The 17967-nt window shown below is 63.8% G+C and carries 17 protein-coding genes; 8 read left to right on the top strand and 9 right to left on the bottom strand.

From position 1 onward, the window contains the following. Positions 1-119 precede the first annotated feature (119 nt). The 4 genes from sucC (at position 120) to P8R33_RS13475 (ending at position 4197) form a co-directional block, all read left to right on the top strand. Entirely contained in the window at positions 120-1319 is a 1200-nt protein-coding gene (gene sucC / locus P8R33_RS13490) for an ADP-forming succinate--CoA ligase subunit beta (RefSeq protein ID WP_278329485.1), read from the top strand. A gap of 192 nt (positions 1320-1511) precedes the next feature. Beyond that, on the top strand, positions 1512-2258 hold the full coding sequence (locus P8R33_RS13485) for an electron transfer flavoprotein subunit beta/FixA family protein (RefSeq protein ID WP_278329484.1): 747 nt from the start codon (positions 1512-1514) through the stop codon (positions 2256-2258). A gap of 27 nt (positions 2259-2285) precedes the next feature. Continuing rightward, a complete protein-coding gene (locus P8R33_RS13480; RefSeq protein WP_278329483.1) occupies positions 2286-3215 on the top strand; it encodes an electron transfer flavoprotein subunit alpha/FixB family protein in 930 nt (309 codons plus the stop codon). 97 nt (positions 3216-3312) lie between these two features. Then, complete coding sequence (locus P8R33_RS13475; RefSeq protein WP_278329482.1) at positions 3313-4197, top strand: energy transducer TonB; 885 nt, start codon at positions 3313-3315, stop codon at positions 4195-4197. A gap of 16 nt (positions 4198-4213) precedes the next feature. On the opposite strand, the gene P8R33_RS13470 is transcribed toward P8R33_RS13475, so the two are convergent. From P8R33_RS13470 to P8R33_RS13445, 6 genes are all read right to left on the bottom strand, one after another. Further along, entirely contained in the window at positions 4214-5425 is a 1212-nt protein-coding gene (locus tag P8R33_RS13470; protein WP_278329481.1) for a DUF445 domain-containing protein, read from the bottom strand. A gap of 65 nt (positions 5426-5490) precedes the next feature. Next, positions 5491-8967, bottom strand: coding sequence for an efflux RND transporter permease subunit (locus P8R33_RS13465; protein ID WP_278329480.1), 3477 nt, complete (start codon positions 8965-8967; stop codon positions 5491-5493). Between the two features lie 13 nt (positions 8968-8980). Further along, the gene (locus tag P8R33_RS13460) at positions 8981-10171 is read right to left on the bottom strand and encodes an efflux RND transporter periplasmic adaptor subunit (RefSeq protein ID WP_278329479.1); all 1191 of its coding nucleotides are present in this window, start codon (positions 10169-10171) and stop codon (positions 8981-8983) included. Between the two features lie 237 nt (positions 10172-10408). Continuing rightward, entirely contained in the window at positions 10409-10675 is a 267-nt protein-coding gene (locus tag P8R33_RS13455) for a GlsB/YeaQ/YmgE family stress response membrane protein (RefSeq protein WP_278329478.1), read from the bottom strand. A gap of 145 nt (positions 10676-10820) precedes the next feature. Then, complete coding sequence (gene sciP / locus P8R33_RS13450) at positions 10821-11120, bottom strand: CtrA inhibitor SciP (protein WP_278329477.1); 300 nt, start codon at positions 11118-11120, stop codon at positions 10821-10823. After that, positions 11117-11410: a hypothetical protein gene (locus P8R33_RS13445; RefSeq protein WP_278329476.1), complete on the bottom strand. Its 294-nt coding sequence runs from the start codon at positions 11408-11410 to the stop codon at positions 11117-11119. The genes sciP and P8R33_RS13445 overlap by 4 nt, the downstream gene beginning before the upstream one ends. A 105-nt stretch (positions 11411-11515) precedes the next feature. Here P8R33_RS13445 and mnmA point away from each other — a divergent pair, with 105 nt between their 5' ends. The 3 genes from mnmA to P8R33_RS13430 all read left to right on the top strand — a co-directional run bounded on the left by mnmA (position 11516) and on the right by P8R33_RS13430 (position 14740). Continuing rightward, positions 11516-12670, top strand: a complete 1155-nt coding sequence (mnmA, locus tag P8R33_RS13440) for a tRNA 2-thiouridine(34) synthase MnmA (protein ID WP_278329475.1) — start codon at positions 11516-11518, stop codon at positions 12668-12670. A gap of 82 nt (positions 12671-12752) precedes the next feature. Continuing rightward, entirely contained in the window at positions 12753-13799 is a 1047-nt protein-coding gene (gene gmd / locus P8R33_RS13435) for a GDP-mannose 4,6-dehydratase (protein ID WP_278329474.1), read from the top strand. Next, the gene (locus tag P8R33_RS13430; protein WP_446532522.1) at positions 13796-14740 is read left to right on the top strand and encodes a GDP-L-fucose synthase family protein; all 945 of its coding nucleotides are present in this window, start codon (positions 13796-13798) and stop codon (positions 14738-14740) included. The genes gmd and P8R33_RS13430 overlap by 4 nt, the downstream gene beginning before the upstream one ends. Here the strand turns inward: P8R33_RS13430 and P8R33_RS13425 are convergent. Continuing rightward, a complete protein-coding gene (locus P8R33_RS13425) occupies positions 14737-15081 on the bottom strand; it encodes a hypothetical protein (RefSeq protein ID WP_278329473.1) in 345 nt (114 codons plus the stop codon). The genes P8R33_RS13430 and P8R33_RS13425 overlap by 4 nt on opposite strands. Positions 15082-15110: 29 nt before the next feature. Between P8R33_RS13425 and P8R33_RS13420 the strand changes: the two genes are divergently transcribed. Continuing rightward, positions 15111-16241, top strand: coding sequence for a serine hydrolase domain-containing protein (locus P8R33_RS13420; RefSeq protein WP_278329472.1), 1131 nt, complete (start codon positions 15111-15113; stop codon positions 16239-16241). Here P8R33_RS13420 and P8R33_RS13415 read toward each other — a convergent pair. Next, the gene (locus P8R33_RS13415) at positions 16238-17035 is read right to left on the bottom strand and encodes a PhzF family protein (RefSeq protein WP_278329471.1); all 798 of its coding nucleotides are present in this window, start codon (positions 17033-17035) and stop codon (positions 16238-16240) included. The genes P8R33_RS13420 and P8R33_RS13415 overlap by 4 nt on opposite strands. Further along, entirely contained in the window at positions 17032-17967 is a 936-nt protein-coding gene (locus P8R33_RS13410) for a cation diffusion facilitator family transporter (RefSeq protein WP_278329470.1), read from the bottom strand. The genes P8R33_RS13415 and P8R33_RS13410 overlap by 4 nt, the downstream gene beginning before the upstream one ends.

Below are 17967 nucleotides of genomic sequence, written 5' to 3'. Positions count from 1 at the left end.
GAGAGCGCTGTGGCAGTTGCACCCGAACGCGGCACTTTTCAAGAAGGCCTACGTATGCTTATGCGCCCACGAGATTTCCCACCCCCAGCCGCGTATCCGCGCGAAGGACAGACGCTCCCATGAACATTCACGAATATCAGGCCAAGGAACTGCTCGCGAAATACGGCATCGCCGTGCCCACGGGCCATGCAGCGATGACCGTCGAAGAAGCGGTCGAGGGCGCGAAGAAGCTTCCCGGGCCGCTCTATGTCGTGAAGGCGCAGATTCACGCCGGCGGCCGCGGCAAGGGCAAGTTCAAGGAATTGGGCCCCGATGCGAAGGGCGGCGTGCGCCTGTCGAGGAGCGTCGAGGAAGTCGAGGCCAATGCGAAGGAAATGCTCGGCAACACGCTGGTGACGATCCAGACCGGCGACGAGGGCAAGCAGGTCAATCGCCTTTATGTCACCGACGGCGTCGACATCGAAAAGGAGTATTACCTGTCCATGCTGGTCGATCGGGCCAGCGGCCAGGTCGCCATGATCGCCTCGACCGAAGGCGGCATGGACATCGAAGACGTGGCGCATGAGACGCCCGAGAAGATCACCACGATCACCATCGACCCGGCGCAGGGTTTCATGCCGCATCACGGTCGCGCGGTCGCCTTCGCGCTCAAGCTGACCGGTGACACCAACAAGCAGTGCCAGAAGCTGGCCAAGCAGCTCTACACCGCCTTCATGGACCTCGACATGGAAATGCTCGAGATCAACCCGCTGGTGGAAGACAAGGATGGCAACCTCCTCGTCCTCGACACCAAAATGAGCTTCGACGGCAACGCGCTTTATCGCCACAAGGACGTGGAGGAGATGCGCGACGAGACCGAGGAAGACCCGGCCGAAGTCGAAGCGAGCGAATACGATCTCGCCTACATCAAGCTCGACGGCAACATCGGCTGCATGGTCAATGGCGCCGGCCTCGCCATGGCGACCATGGACATCATCAAGCTCAATGGCGCTTTCCCGGCGAACTTTCTCGATGTGGGCGGCGGCGCGACGACCGAAAAGGTCACCGCTGCGTTCAAGATCATCCTCAAGGACCCGGCGGTCGAAGGCATCCTCGTCAACATCTTCGGCGGCATCATGAAGTGCGACGTCATCGCCAACGGCATCGTCCAGGCGGCGAAGGACGTGAACCTCTCGGTTCCGCTGGTTGTCCGCCTCGAAGGCACGAATGTCGAAGCGGGCAAGGAGATCCTCGAGAACTCCGGCCTCCCGATCGTCAGCGCCGACGATCTGGGCGACGCGGCCCGCAAGATCGTGGCCGAGGTGAAGAAAGCGGCCTGAACTGGTTCTCTTTTTTCGTACGGCATATCGAAGGGGCGGGCACGCGGCAGCGGGTCCGCCCTTTTCGTTTGCCGCGCGGGAACGCCCAGCTTTCCGCGGCTTTCTGAAAGTAAGCAACGGCTACGGCCCACTTGACGTTTACGTAAACGCAAGGTAGGTGGGCCGCGAATTCATTCGAGAGGAAGGAACGCCATGAAAATCCTCGTCCCCGTCAAGCGGGTGATCGATTACAACGTCAAGCCGCGGGTCAAGGCCGACGGCTCCGGCGTCGATCTTGCCAACGTCAAGATGAGCATGAACCCGTTCGACGAAATCGCCGTCGAGGAAGCCATTCGCATCAAGGAAGCGGGCAACGCCGAAGAAATCGTCGCCGTTTCGATCGGCCCGGCGAAGGCCCAGGAAACGCTGCGCACCGCACTGGCGATGGGCGCCGACCGCGCGATCCTCGTCGAAACCGACGACGAAGTCGAACCGCTCGCGGTCGCCAAGATCCTCAAGGCCATCGCCGAAGAAGAGCAGCCGGGCCTCATCATGCTCGGCAAACAGGCGATCGACGACGATTCGAACCAGACCGGCCAGATGCTCGCTGCGCTGATGGAGCGCCCCCAGGGCACTTTCGCAAATACGGTCGAAGTCGACGGCGACAGCGTCACGGTGAAGCGCGAGGTCGATGGCGGCCTGCAGACCGTCAAGTTGACCATGCCGGCCATCGTCACCACTGATTTGCGCCTCAACGAGCCGCGCTATGCCTCGCTGCCGAACATCATGAAGGCGAAAAAGAAGCCGCTCGATACCAAGCGCCCGTCCGATTACGGCGTAGATACCGCGCCGCGCCTCAAGACCACCAATGTCTCCGAACCGCCGGTTCGCCAGGCAGGCGAGAAGGTCGAGGACGTCGATGCGCTGGTCGCCAAGCTGAAGGCGATGGGCGTCGCCTGAGCCACTCCAACGAGAAGGAACACGAATATGAAAACCCTCGTTTGGGTCGAACACGACAATTCCACCATGGCCGACGCCACGCTGGCTGCGGTCACCGCCGCATCGAAGCTGGGTGAAGTCCACCTGCTGGTCGCCGGTTCGGGCTGCCGCGCCGTGGCCGATGCCGCTGCCAAGATCGCCGGAGTGGGCAAGGTCCACCTCGCCGACGATCCGGCTTACGAGCACGCGCTGCCCGAGAACGTTGCGCCGCTGATCGCCGACCAGATGGGTCATCACGACGCTTTTGTCGCACCGGCCACCACCACCGGCAAGAACGTCGCCCCGCGCGTCGCAGCACTGCTCGACGTAATGCAGATTTCGGACATTCTCTCGGTCGAAGGCGATAAGACCTTCACCCGCCCGATCTACGCCGGCAACGCCATCGCGACAGTCGAAAGCACCGAAGACAAGCTGGTCCTGACCGTACGCGGCACCGCTTTCGACAAGGCGGAACCAGAAGGCGGCTCGGGCACGGTCGAGGAAATCTCCGGTCCCACCGATGCGGGTATCTCCAGCTTCGTGAGCGAGGAAATTGCCGAAAGCGATCGCCCCGAACTGACCAGCGCGAAGATCATCGTTTCCGGTGGCCGCGCGCTAAAGGACTCCGAGACCTTCGACGAGATCATCACCCCGCTTGCCGACAAGCTTGGTGCGGGCATCGGCGCCAGCCGTGCGGCCGTCGATGCGGGCTACGTCCCCAACGATTACCAGGTCGGCCAGACGGGCAAGATCGTCGCGCCCGAAGTCTATATCGCCATCGGAATCTCGGGTGCGATCCAGCACCTTGCAGGCATGAAGGATTCCAAGACCATCATCGCCATCAACAAGGACGAGGACGCTCCGATCTTCCAGGTCGCGGACATCGGTCTCGTCGCCGATCTCTACAAGGCGGTGCCGGAGCTGACCGAAAAGCTTTGATCGCCAAGCGATTTTGAATACAGATCCCTCCGAAGCATTTTGCTTCGGAGGGATTTTCATGGGTCGCCGCTTATCATTGTCTGTCGCTCTAGCGGCTATGTCTTTTACTGGTCTTGCAACATCTGCCGCTGCGCAGGAAGCGCCGACCGCACTGCAGCCGTCGAGCAACTGGCACCTCGACATGGCCGAAAACAAATGCCGCCTGCTCCGCACTTTCGGTCCAGAAGACAGCCGGACGATTTTCTTCCTTGAGCAATGGGATCCGTCCATCTCGGCGATCTGGGGGCTTGCAGGCCCGGCTGTCGAGGAGTTGAGAGTGTCGCGGGACGCTCGCTTCGCCTTCGGACCTGGCGGTGATACGGGCGAATTCCCGGTCGCCGATATGGACCTTGGCGAGCAGAAGCTTGTGAGCGCGACCACCTCGATAGCATTCCACCCCGGTAAGGATGCCGAAGGCGAATGGACCGAAGAAGATCGCGACTGGACCAGCGATCCCCGCGGGCTGGCACATCTCGACGAAGCCAACGCAGCCGGTATTTCGACCTTTACCCTGTCTCAAAGAGGCAAGGACGATATCGTTCTAGACCTCGGTCCGATGGACAAACCGCTGGCGGCGATGAATGTGTGCATGGAGGATCTCGTCACCCATTGGGGGTTCGATCCCGAACGGCAGCGCATGGTCGTCTCGCCGCCCGAGATCGTGAACATGAAGCGGGTCGTGCGCACGATCCAGTCGGAATATCCTGCAGAAGCTCTGCGCAAGGGGGCGCAAGCCTATTTCGCGCTGCGGCTGACCGTCGACGAGAGCGGAAGAGTGGAAGCCTGCGAAATGCTCAACCAGACCGTGGCCGAGGATTTCGACATGCGAAAGCATCCCTGCTCGGTCATGCAGCGGACCGCGCAGATCGAACCGGCGCGGGATGCGGCCGGCCAGCCGGTGCGGAGCTATCTGGCCCACCGGATATTCTACCGTATCCGATAAGCTCGCGGGCGAACGCCTAACCGAGAGTTTCGCTGAGGAAATGGATCGTCAGGCCCACTAGCCCGCCGACCATCGTGCCGTTGATGCGGATGAATTGCAGGTCGCGGCCGACCGCGCTTTCGACCCGGTCGGTGATCGTATGGGCATCCCAGCGGCGCACGGTTTCGGACACGAGCCGCACGATCTGATCGCCATAGCGCGTCGCAATCCCGACCGCCGTGCGGCGGGCGAAGCGGTTGATCTGGCGTTGCAAACGAAGATCGTCGCGTAGCGCCCCGCCCAGCTCGGCCAGCGTCTCGCTGACATAGCCCGAGGCGAGCCCGCCCGATTCGCGGATCGAAACGATCAGCTTGGCGCGGATGCGCTCCCACGTGCCCTGCCACCATTCGGCGATGGCGGGGTTGCCGAGCATTTCGCGCTTCATCCGCTCGATACGGGCCTGCAGTTCGGGATCCTCGCGCAGGCCGGTGGCGAATTCGGCAAGACCTTCCTCGATCTTGTCGCGCAAGGGGTGGTTCGGGTCGACTAGAACTTCGGCAAGCAGCTTGTACAGGCCGTCGATCACCGAATTCGCGAGCCGTTCGTCCAGCCCCGTGAAGCGCAGGATACCGTTGGCCCGGCGATGGACCATATCGCGCACCAGTTCCTCATTGTCTTCGAGGACCAGCCCCGCCCAGCGGATGATCTTGTCCATCAGCGGTTTGTGCTTGCCGTCCGCCATCATTGCGGTGAGCATTCCGCCGATCAGCGGTGCGATCTCGAGCCGGTCGAGTTGCGACTTGATGCCGCTGCGCACCTGCGTACCGAGCCGTTCGGGGTCGAGCGACTCAAGCACCTCGACCGCAAGCTCACCCGCACCAAGCCGGATACGCGAATCGCGCGTCGCCTTGGGATCGGCGAGATAGCTGCCGATCGCTTTCGCCAGATTCATCGACCCCATCCGCCGCCCGACGACAGCGGGGGTTAGGAAGTTTTCGCGCAGGAAACCCGCCATCGTGTCGGCGATGCGATCCTTGTTCTCCGGAATGATCGCCGTGTGCGGGATGGGTAGGCCGAGCGGGCGGCGGAACAGCGCGGTCACCGCGAACCAGTCGGCCAGCCCGCCGACCATGGCGGCCTCCGCAAAGGCGTGGAGATAGCCCCACGCCGGATGCAGCTCCAGATAGCGGCCCGACAGCAGGAATAACCCCGCCATCAGGACTATCAGGCCAGTGGCGGTGCGCCGCATGACCCGCGCACGGTCCGGCGGCAGTGCTGGAGGCGCGGAGACTGGGCCAGCGTGGCGGGGATCGTTCACTCGGCGGGCTCTGCCCCCGGTTCGGCGGTTCCTGTGCCTGCCAGTCCGCGCTTGTCGTCACCCGGGCGATAGGTGAGCATGCGCTGGCGCAGCCACGGACCCGCGCGCTTCTCGAAGCCATCGGCGAGGCTGAAGCCTGCCGGTACAATCAGCAACGTGAGCAGTGTCGAGAGGATCAGGCCCCCGATCACCACGGTACCCATCGGCGCGCGCCAGGCTCCGTCGCCCGAGCCAAGCACGCCGGACAAGGCGATCGGCACCATGCCGGCCGTCATTGCGACGGTGGTCATGACGATCGGCTGCGCACGCTTGTGGCCCGCATCGACGATTGCTTCCAGCTTGCGCGTGCCCTTGTCCATCTCCTCGATCGCGAAGTCGATCAGCAGGATCGAGTTCTTCGAGACAATGCCCAGCAGCAGCAAGATGCCGATATAGACCGGCATCGATTGTGGCTGGCCGAACAGCCACACCAGCAGGATGCCCCCGAGCGGGGCGAGCGCGAGGCTGGCCATGTTCACCAGCGGGCTCATGAGCCGTTTGTAGAGCAGCACAAGCACCGCGAACACGAGCAGCACGCCCGAAGCGATAGCGATCGTCAGGCTGGTCATCAGCTCGGCCTGCCATTCTTCTTCGCCGACCACATCGCGGATAACGCCCTGCGGCAGGTCCTGGAGGATGGGCAACTGGTCGATCTCTGCTTGAGCCTCGCCCTTGACGACTCCTTGCGCGAGGTCGGCGCCGACCAGCACGCGGCGGTTCTGGTTGTAGCGCTGGATGGTCGTCGGGCCGGAGCCGAAGCTGATCTCGGCCACTCGCGACAAGGGCACCGACCCACCGTTTGCCGTTTGCACCGGCAGATTGCGGATCGTGTCCAGGTTCTCGCGCGATTGCTCGGGTAGCTTGACCCGGATCGGGATCTGGCGGTCCGAGAGCGAGAATTTCGCCGCGTTCTGCTCGATCTCGCCCATGGTGGCGATACGGATCGTCTGGCTGAGCGCGATGGTCGATACGCCGAGTTCCGCCGCGAGATCCTCGCGCGGAGAGATAATCAGCTCCGGCCGGTTGATGTCGGCGCTCACCCGCGGGGCGACGAGCGAGTCGATGGACTTCATCTGCTCAACCAGCTGGGCAGCCGTATCGTTGAGCAGCTCGGGATCCGAACCGGCCAGCATTACCGTCATGTCGCGGCCCGAGCCGAAACCGCCGGACTGCGAGGCGAAGCGAACCCGCGCATCGGCGATCTGCGACAGTTCCGGTGCGAGGCTACGTTCGAATTCGATCGAGGTCCGTTCGCGGTCGGGGCGCAGCGTAATGTAGATAGTCGCCTGGCCCTCGCGCACTCGCTCCAGCGCCAGCTCGACTTCCTGCTGCTCGTAGAGGAGGTCGGCGACCTGATCGACGACGCGCTCGGTGGTCTCGAGCGTCGTGCCCGGCACCATCTCGATCTCGATGCGGCTGTTCTCGTCGTCGATCACCGGCTGGAACTGGGTGGGCACGATGCCGAACAGCAGCACGGTCAGCAGCAGGGAGAAATAGCCGACGCCGAGCATCCATACCCGATGGTCGAGGAAGCGCGCGTAAAGATATTGCCAGGCCTGCTTCATGTGGCTGCCGAACAGCCCGGTAATCAGGCCGAGGACCTTGAAGAACACAAGCGTCAGCAGGAAGCCTGCCAGCAGTGCAATGGCCAGCTGGATGATGCCGACGATTTTCACGATCGTTTCAGGCAGGAAGCCGGGATCGGGATTGCCCCCGGTAATCATTGCTGGAATGCCGAGACCTTGGAGCAGGCCGGACACGGTGAACGTGCCGAATGCCGCAACGGCGAGCGCGCCGATAACAGTGAATAGCAGCGCCAGCACATAGAGCCAGCGATGGCGCGGGCCCTCCAGCCCCTCGCGCAGCCGGTGCATCTTGCCCCGGTCGAGCGACCAGCGCAGGACGCCCATGTAGCGATCCATCATCGGGCCTTCGCCATGGGCGGCCTGCCCGTGGGACTTGAGGAAATAGGCCGCCAGCATCGGCGTGATCATGCGGGCGACAGCGAGCGACATCAGCACGGCGACCACTACGGTGAAGCCGAAGTTCTTGAAGAACTGCCCCGATATGCCGGGCATGGCGCCGACCGGGAAGAACACCGCGACGATACAGAAGCTGGTCGCGACGACCGGCAGGCCGATCTCGTCGGCCGCGTCGATCGATGCCTGATACGCGCTCTTGCCCATACGCATGTGACGCACGATGTTCTCGATCTCCACGATCGCGTCGTCGACGAGCACCCCAGCCACGAGGGCCAGCGCCAGCAGCGACAGCTGGTTCAAATTGAAGCCGAGCAGGTCCATGAACCAGAAGGTCGGAATGGCCGAAAGCGGGATCGCCACGGCGGAAATCGCGGTCGCGCGCCAGTCGCGCAGGAAGAAGAACACCACTACCACGGCGAGGATCGCACCCTCGATCATTGCGGCCATGGCGCTTTCGTACTGGTCCTTCGTGTATTTGACCGTGTTGAACAGCGGAATGAACTTAACGCCCGGATTGCTGGCCTCGATCTCTTCGATTTTCTCGAGCGCGTTTTCGTAAACCGTCACGTCCGATGCGCCCTTGGCGCGGCTCATGGCGAAGTTCACGACTTCCTTATCGCCCACCTTGCTGATCGAGGTCCGCTCGGAATAGCCGTCGCGCACGGTGGCCACGTCGGACAGCTTGACCGTCCGCCCGCCGCCGAGCTGGATGCGGCGTTCGCCCAGCTCGTAAGCGGAGTCGTTGTTGCCGAGTACGCGCACCGATTGGCGGGTGCCGCCGACTTCGGCCATGCCGCCCGCAGCATCGATATTGTTCTGCCGCAGCACACCGTTGATCTGGCTGGCGGTCACGCCGAGCGCCTGCATGCGCGGCAGGTCGAGGATAACCTCGATCTCGCGGTCGACCCCGCCGAAGCGATTGACCTCGGCCATGCCCTCGATGGACAGGAGCTGCTTGGCGATCGTGTCGTCGATGAACCAGCTCAGCCCCTCGATGGTCATGTCGTCGGCTTCGACAGCATAGATCGCCAGGAAGCCGCCGGAGATTTCCTGCTTGCTCACGCGTGGTTCGAGGATTCCGTCGGGCAGCGAGCCGCGGATCGTATCGATCGCGTTCTTCACTTCCGCCGTGGCATCGTTGGGGTCGACGCCGATTTCGAATTCGATGAACGTATTCGAATTGCCTTCGCTGGCAGTCGAATTGATCGAGTTCACGCCGTTGATCGAGCGCACGGCGGCCTCGACCCGCTGGGTGATCTGGTTCTCGATCTCGGTCGGCGCGGCGCCTGGCTGCGAGATATTTACGCTGACTGCCGGGAATTCGATGTCGGGATTGTTCACGACATCCATGCGCATGAAGCTGATCAAGCCAGCCAGCAGCAGCGCCGTGAACGCGACCAGGGGTATCACCGGGTTGCGGATCGACCAGGCGGAGATGTTACGGAAATTCATATGCCAGTCCCGCTCACGCGCCGTCGGCGATGGGGCGAACCGTCTCGCCCGGATTGAGGAAGCCGGCGGCCCGCAGTACCACCCGTTCATTGCCTGCGAGCCCGCCTGCGATGACGATGCCCTCGGAAGTCACCTGGCCGAGCTCGATATTGCGGCGCTGCACCGTGTTTTCCGCATCGACGATGAAGACATAGCTGCCCTCGTCGTCAGACTGGATCGCGCTCTCGGGGAGGATCGGAGCGCTGACCGTGCCGCTCTTGATCACGACCGTCGCGAAGCCGCCGGGGCGCAAGCCCTCGGCATAGGGCAGCGCGATCCGCGCCGTGCCCTGGCGATCCTGCGAGCTGATCAGCGGCGCGACCTGCCAGACGCTCCCGGTATAGCTACTGTCCGACCCCACCGGCGTGACGGTGGCTCTGGTGCCCACGTTGATCTGCGCGAGATCGGTTTCGCTGAGGCGTGCGAGCACTTCCATCTCACCGCCGCGGGCGATCCGGAACAGCGGAGGGGAGCCGGCGCTGACCGTCTGGCCGATTTCCACATTGCGTTCGAGCACAAGGCCGGAGGCTGGCGCGACCACGTTGAGGCGGGCGTTCCGGGCCTGCAATTCGCGGACCTGCGCCTGTGCCACGCGCACTCGCGCTACGGCCGCGTCGCGCGTTGCCGTGAGGCGATCAACGTCTGCCTCGGAAACGAAACCGCGCTCGACGAGCTGCAGCGAGCGGTCGAGATTGGCTTGCGCGATATTGGCGTCCGACTGCGCGACCTGGACCTGCGCGGCGGCGCTCTGCACCTGCTGCGACTGGACCGAGCGATCGATCGAGACAAGCACCTGGCCCTGGCGCACCCAATCGCCGGCATCGACGCTGATTGCCGTCACGCGGCCACCTTCGCCGACGACACCTACCGGCAGATCGCGGCGCGCAGCCAGCGTACCGGTCGCGGAAATTTCGCCATCGACGGTGCTCTGGCCCGGCGCGATCACCGTGACGCTCGGCAGTTGGGCCTCGCCACCGGCACTCTCTTCCGCGCCCGCCCCGGAGACGACGAAATAGGCCACGATCGCAAGCAGCAGGGCAAGGATCGCAGCGCCAATGTACCAGCGGCGGCGACGCGTCGCTTCGGCCGTTTCGTCGGATTCGAGCGACGCGCTGCCTGTCATCGGCTCTACCCGCTCCGCCTCGAAACCAGATTCGTAATTCATGGCCATATCGCCCCGGTATGCGTCTTTTCGGATCGCAGTGTATTATCCTGCTAGGTCACTTAGTGCAAGATACTAGCTCGATAGCCGCTAGACCACGCGCTCGGCGCAGGCAAAGAACTATCGACCGGTGTGGACCATGAGCGGACGAAGGGCAATTAAAACGGGTGCCTCGACGACGAAAGCCGGAGATCTTTCGATCCCCGGCTTTCGGATTGTTCTGATATAATCTCGCTCGGCTTAGCGAACGCGTCCACGCTGGACGAGGTTCGCAATTCCGAGCAGTACGATCGCGCCGATGATGGCGATAATGAAGCCGGTCAGGTTGAAAGTCTGGATAGTGCCTTCGATGCCGAAAACGGCGCCAGCGAGAAAGTTGCCGATCAGCGCACCGATGATGCCGACGACGATATTCCAGAAGATGCCCATCGAGGCATCGCGGTTCATGACCAGGCTAGCCAGCCAGCCCGCTACACCGCCGACGATAATTGCAATAATCCAACCCATTGTATTTCCTCCTGTTTCATCCTGCCCGCCTGATATTCGCTTTCAGGCTTCGACAGGAAAACGGTTTCCTGCATCGTGCAGGACTACCAAGAGGAGCGGATGGTGATGGGTTTTGTTCCCGAAACCGCGTCTCGGACCGGACGGCTCAGTATTTGAGCTGGCGTTCGTACAGATCGCGATAGTGCTGGATACGCGTGACGCGCAGGCCCTGCATGCCGGAGCGATCGACGGCGCGCTGCCAGGAAGCGAACTCCTCCAGGCTCAGGCTGTAGCGCTCCAGAACCTCGTCGATCGACAGAAGTCCGCCATTGACGGCAGCGACGACCTCGGCCTTGCGGCGCACGACCCAACGCTTGGTCTGGGGCGACGGCAGATCGTCGAGCGTCAGCGGCTCTCCGAGAGGGCCGATGACCTGCGCCGGCCGGATATCCTGGTTTTCAATCATTCCGTCTCTCTGTCGCCGTGGGTTTCATCACCTGCGGTGTCGCCAAGGCCTAGCGGGTCTGGTTTGCCATCCGTTGAAATATCGTGGTTAACAGCGCTTTCATTCTTTTCGCTGCCTTCGCGGCGGACGTCCGCAAAGGCCCCGAAGCCCCCTTCGACCTGCGCAATCTCCTCCCGAAGTTCGCGAGTCGCCGCCAAGCGCGCGACCAGATCGGTCCAGCGAAACCGGCGGAGATCCGCGGCTTCGCGCTTTTCGGCCAGATCGGCTCTTTGAAATTGCCCCTCGATCATTTGTACGGGGATAACGCCACATGGTGAACGAACCGTAAAGCGTCGCATGCGCGCTTGCGCGCTGCCCTCTGGTGGCAAGCCCCCCAGCCGTGTATGGGGCGCGCCATGCCCGAAAACATTGCTCTTTCCCCGGTTCAGGCAGCCGGTCTTTTCGACTTGCCGCATGCCGCATCCGATTGCCGCATCGTCGTCGCCATGTCGGGCGGGGTCGACAGCTCGGTCGTGGCCGCCTTGGCCGCGCGCAGCGGTGCGGAAGTGATCGGCGTTACGCTGCAGCTCTACGATTACGGCGCGGCGACGGGGCGCAAGGGCGCGTGCTGTGCGGGGGACGACATTGCAGACGCACGCGCCGTGGCTGACCGGCTCGGTATCGCTCACTACGTGCATGACCACGAAAGCGCGTTTCGCGAAGACGTGGTCGAGGGCTTTGCCGATTCCTATCTCGCCGGGCAGACGCCGGTGCCCTGCATTCGCTGCAACATGGGCCCGAAGTTCACCGACCTGTTCGCCATGGCGCGCGAATTGGGCGCCGATTGCCTTGCCACCGGCCATTATGTGCGCCGCGTGATGGGCTCGGCCGGACCGGAACTGCACCGGGCCCACGATCCTGCACGCGACCAGTCGTACTTCCTTTATGCGACCACGGAAGACCAGCTCGCCTACCTCCGGTTCCCCCTCGGCGGCCTGCCCAAAGCCGAAGTCCGCCAGCTGGCCGAAGAGGCGGGGCTGCGCAACGCCGCAAAGCCAGACAGCCAGGACATCTGCTTCGTGCCCGACGGCGATTATGCAAAGATCGTCAAGAAAATGCGTCCGGAAGGCGTGCGAACGGGCAAGATCGTCCACGCAACGACCGGCGAGGAACTGGGCGAGCATCGCGGCGTGATCCATTACACGGTCGGCCAGCGACGCGGGCTGGAGATCGGTGGCCAGCCCGAACCGCTCTATGTCGTGAAAATCGATGCCGAGAGCGCGGAGGTCCACGTCGGCCCCAAGCGGCTGCTGGCAGTGACCCAGGCCCGCATCGGCGAAACAAACCGCATCGGCCCGCTCCCCGACAAGCCGCTGACCGCCAAGGTTCGCAGCCTCGCCAAGCCGGTGCCGGTCGAACTAAACGGACCCCTCGGTGAGGGTCGGAGCGCAAATCTGCGGTTCGCACAGCCCGAATACGGCGTCGCGCCGGGGCAGGCTGCGGTTATCTACGCAGACGACCGCGTGGTCGGCGGCGGCTGGATTGAGGCGACGGTGCCGGTCGAGGCGTAAACCCGTGCGTTTCGAGTCGCATGCTCTTGCGTGATGCCGGCGGATATTCAATGCGCTTGCAAAGATATAAATCGAGGTCGGCATGAGTGCGAAGCGCGCATTGATTACGGGTGTTACCGGACAGGACGGTTCGTTTCTCGCACGCCTGCTGCTGGAAAAGGGATACGAGGTCCACGGGGTCAAGCGTCGGTCCTCTTCCTTCAACACCGGCCGGATCGAAGACATTTACGAAGACCCGCATCGCGAAAATCCGCAGATGCACCTACATTTCGGCGATGTCACCGATGCCACCAACATCATTCGCGTGGTGCAGGAGGTTCAGCCGCACGAGATTTACAATCTCGCCGCGCAAAGCCATGTGCAGGTCAGCTTCGAGACGCCCGAATATACCGCGAATGCGGATGGCCTCGGTACGTTGCGCCTGCTCGAGGCAATCCGCATCCTCGGCCTGGAGAAAAGCACCCGCTTCTTCCAGGCCTCGACCAGCGAGATGTACGGGCTGGTGCAGGAAACGCCGCAGACCGAAACCACGCCGTTCTACCCGCGCAGCCCCTATGCCGCCGCGAAGGCCTATGCGCACTGGATCACGGTGAACTACCGCGAGGCCTACGGACTGCACGCAAGCTGCGGGATCATGTTCAACCACGAGAGTCCGGTGCGCGGCGAGACCTTCGTTACGCGCAAGATCACCCGCGCGGCCGCCGCGATCTCCCTCGGGCTGCAGGACCGGCTTTACCTTGGCAATCTCGACGCCCGGCGCGACTGGGGACATGCCCGCGAATATGCCGAGGGCATTTGGCGCATGCTCCAGCAGGAACATCCGGCCGACTATGTGCTGGCGACGGGCACCACCACCAGCGTACGCGACTTCGCCCGCTGGGCTTTCGAGGATATCGGTTTGTCGCTGGAGTTCCGTGGTGAAGGCGCCGAGGAGAAAGCCTATTGCGCCGACAGCGGGCGCTGCCTGATCGAAATCGATCCGCGCTATTTCCGCCCGACCGAGGTCGATCGTCTGCTCGGCGATGCAAGCAAGGCGAAGGCGGAATTGGGCTGGGAAGCGAAAACGCCGCTTCGCGAACTCGTCCGCGAGATGGTGCAGGCGGACATCGCCGGAATCCGGGGCTGCTGAGCGTGCCGGGCTTTGCGCTCGACGGCAAACGCGTCTGGGTGGCGGGCCATGGCGGCATGGTCGGGCAGGCGCTGCTCCGCCGGCTGGAACGCGAGCCCTGCACCGTCCTCACCGCGCCGCGCAGTGTCGATCTGCGCGACCAAGGCACCGTGCACGAATGGTTTGCCGCCAACCGGCCCGATGCCGTGATCCTGGCAGCCGCGCGGGTCGGCGGCATCATGGCCAATGCCGAGCGGCCGGCGGAATTCCTCTACGACAATATCGCTATCGCGACGAATGTGATCCACGCGGCGCACCTGCACGATGTGTCAAAGCTGCTGTTCCTCGGCTCGTCCTGCATCTATCCGAAACACGCCCAGCAGCCGATCCGCGAAGACGCCTTGCTCACAGGCCCGCTTGAGCAGACCAACGAAGCCTATGCGATCGCCAAGATCGCCGGCCTGAAGCTCGCCGCCGCCTATCGCACGCAGTACGGGCGCGATTTCATTTCCGTCATGCCGACCAATCTTTACGGGCCGGGCGACAATTGGGATCCTGCATCGAGCCATGTCGTCCCTGCCCTGATCCGCAAGGCGCATGAGGCGAAGGTGGCCGCCGATGACAGCTTCACCATCTGGGGCAGCGGCGAGCCGCGCCGCGAGTTCCTGCATGTCGACGATCTTGCCGATGCCTGCGTGATGCTGGTGCAGCGCTACTCGGACGATGCGCCGATCAATGTCGGATCGGGCGACGACATCGCCATCGCCGATCTCGCACGGCTGATCGCGGATGTGGTCGGGTTCGATGGTGATGTAGAGACCGACACATCGAAACCGGACGGCACACCGCGCAAGCTGATGGACAATTCCCGCCTGGCTGCGATGGGCTGGCAGCCGCGCATCGAGCTGAGGGACGGCCTGCGCGATGCCTACGCTGCGTTCTTGCGGGAGGTCGGTGCCTAGCCTTCCCACTCATCCAGCACGCAGGCATAGCCTTCGCGCCAGGTGGCGGTCTCTGAAGCGACCAGCGGGATCGAGGCTGTCACGCTTTTCGCCTGCGGATTTTCGCTCAGGCTGACCAGTTCCATCCCGGCGAGTTTGTCCTTGGCGCAGTCGTCCAAGCTGCGACCCGCCACGAAGCGGCAGGAACAGGCGACATGCGCGGCATAGGCCGTGCCGGTCGCGCCGGTCCGGCGCAGGCCGTCGCCCCAGACCGCCCAAGCGATCGCGCCCAGCCCGGCGATGATGATCGCGAGCCACAGCCACAGGCGCAGTTTTCGAGAGCGGTTTTTGACCGTTGCCAAGTCGGATTCCTTCGTGCGAGTGACGCGTCATGCCCCTGCGGACCGCCCCCCTTATCGCGCTTGCCCTCGCCGCCACAAGCCTTGCCGCGTGCGGCGGCTCCGGCCCTGCCGAAGAGCCGCCGCTGAGCGAGGAAGCGCTGGCAGCGGTGAAGGACGATCCGGGCGCGCCGACCAAGGCGTTGGCACGCGAATCGGACCAGCTATTCACGCTCGACGGGCTGGGCGACACACGGGCGCTGGTCGTTATGCATGGCGGCGAAATTGCGGTCGAACGCTACGGCGAAGGTTACGGGCCGCAGACGCGCTTCATCAGCTGGTCGATGGCCAAGACGGTGACTGCGGTGATGATCGGCATGCTGGTGGCAGATGGGCAGCTGCGGCTCGATGCGCCCGCCCCCGTACCGCGCTGGCAGCGCACCGGCGACCCACGCGCCGAGATCACCTTGCGCCAATTGCTCCAGATGCGCTCCGGCCTCGAGCATACCGAGGCGGGCGATCCGCCCTACGAGAGCAGCGAGGTGCGGATGCTGTTCCTCGACGGGCGCGACGACATGGCCGATTACGCCACTGCCCAGCCGCTCGAAGCGGAGCCGGGTTCGCGCTTCGAATATTCCTCGAACACCACGGTGATCCTGGCCGATATCGCGGCGCGTGCGCTGACCGAGAGCACCAATCCCGACGCGCGCCGCAAGGCGGTGGCCGACTACCTCCGGGCGCGCCTCTTCGGGCCGCTGGGAATGACCAGCGCCGTGCCGGAATTCGACCGCGCGGGCACGCTGATCGGCGGCAGCTTGATCCATGCCAATGCCCGCGACTGGGCCAGGTTCGGCGAGCTTTTGCGCAACAAGGGATCGGTGAAGGGCGAGCAGCTGGTGCCGCGCCAGTGGGTCGAGGAAATGCTCGAACCCAGCCCAGCAAGCCCGCATTACGGCCTGCAGACCTGGCTCAATCGCCCGCTACCCGACGGCGAGGAACATCCGCTGTTTCCCGACCGAGCGCCGCACAGCGCCTTTTCCGCGATCGGGCACATGGGGCAATATATCTTCGTCTCGCCAAGCCAGAAGCTGACCGTCGTGCGCCTTGGTCACTCGGATGCGCCGGAGCGCAAGGCCATGCTTCAGCAGCTCGCCGACATTATCGAGCTTTACCCGGCAAGCTAGGGCAGCAGGAAACGCCCCTCTACTACTGTGACGCAGGGGCCGGACAGGATGGCCCGGTCGCCTTCGCGGCGGCATGTAGCACGTCCCCCGCGCTGCGATGCCTGGAACGCGGTGAAGCTTTCGCACCCGAGCCGTTTGGTCCAGAAATGCGTAAGCGCCGCGTGAGCCGAGCCGGTGAAGCTGTCCTCGTCGACACCGCCACCCGGCACGAACACCCGGCTGACGACATCGGCCTCGCCGCCCTGCGCCGTGCAGATGAACTGGTCGTTCCCCAATGCCCGTAACCCGCGCATGTCGGGGCCGAGCCCGCGCACCGTCTCCTCGTCGTCGAATAGATAGATCCCGTATCCCTCGGGATTGAGCCAAATCTCGCGCGGCTCCGCGCCCAGCAACACCGCCGCCTCGTCCCACGATCCGGGTTCGGTGGGGATTATTGGAAGCCCCAGTTCGTATGCCGAGCCCGCTTGCCTGACCTCCAGATTGCCCGCGCGCCGCGTGCGAAAGGTCACGCGCTCGCCCCCGTCGCGGGTCAGCAGCACGTGGCCGCTCGCCAAGGTGGCATGGCCGCATAAGCGCACTTCCTCGGTCGGCGTGAACCAGCGCAGTTCGTAGTCGGCCTCGCCACTGGCATCGGGCACCACAAAAGCGGTCTCGGCGAAATTGTTTTCTTCGGCGATGGCCTGGAGCACCTTATCATCGAGCCACGCATCGAGCGGCATCACCGCGGCCTGGTTGCCGGCAAACGGGCGGTCGGCGAAGGCGTCGACATGCCAATAGGGCAGTGCGGTGGTCATGCATCTTTCTCCAGCTTGGCGAATTCGTTGTCCTCGACCAGCGGATTGTCCGGCTCGTCGACATGACCCTGGGGATCGATATGGATCAGCAATTCGAGCCCCGGGAAGCGCTGGCACAGGTCGGCTTCCACCCGCTCGATAATGTCATGCGCTTCCTCCACCGTCATGATCGGCGGCAGGTCGACATGGAATTGCGCGAAATCGCGGTGGCCGCTGGTGCGGGTGCGCAGATCGTGCAGGTTGGTGAGCTCGGGATGCCGGGCCGCCGCTTCGACGAAGGCGAGCCGCTTGTCCTCGGGCCATTCGCGATCCATCAGGTCGTCGACCGCATCGCTCGCCCCTCGCCATGCGCCCCATGCCAGCCATGCGGCGATGGCGAGGCCGAAGAGCGGATCGGCAATGCCAAGCGCTGCAAACTGGTCGAGCGCGAGCGCGGAGATCACCGCGAGATTGAGCAGCAGATCGGACTTGTAGTGCAGGTGATCGGTCTGGATCGCGAGACTGCGCGTCCTGTTCACCACATAGCGCTGCCACGCCAGCAGCGCGAACGTCAGAACGATGGCGATCAGCGAGACGGCGATCCCCTCTTCGGCTGCCGCAGTTTCGACCTGACCGGACAATTGCATGATCGCACGGGCCGCGATTCCGAAAGCCGACAATGCAATCAGCATGACCTGGAAGATCGCTGCCAGCGCTTCCGCCTTGCCATGGCCGAACCGGTGATCCTCGTCCGCCGGCATGGACGCGATCCACACGCCGGTCAGCGTCGCGATACTCGCGATCAGATCGAGCGCGGAATCGGCAAGGCTGCCGAGCATGGCAGTCGATCCGGTTCGCCAGCTCGCCCAGCTTTTCAGCGCAACCAGGATCACCGCCACCGTGATAGAGGCGAATGCTGCGCTGCGGGCGAGTCGGGTGCGGTCGTCGGTCAT

Origin of the sequence: Qipengyuania flavescens (assembly GCF_029688735.1) — a bacterium.
Classification (GTDB): domain Bacteria; phylum Pseudomonadota; class Alphaproteobacteria; order Sphingomonadales; family Sphingomonadaceae; genus Qipengyuania.
The sequence above is the reverse complement of the archived record's forward strand: the minus strand, read 5'-3'. Positions and strand labels throughout refer to the sequence as shown.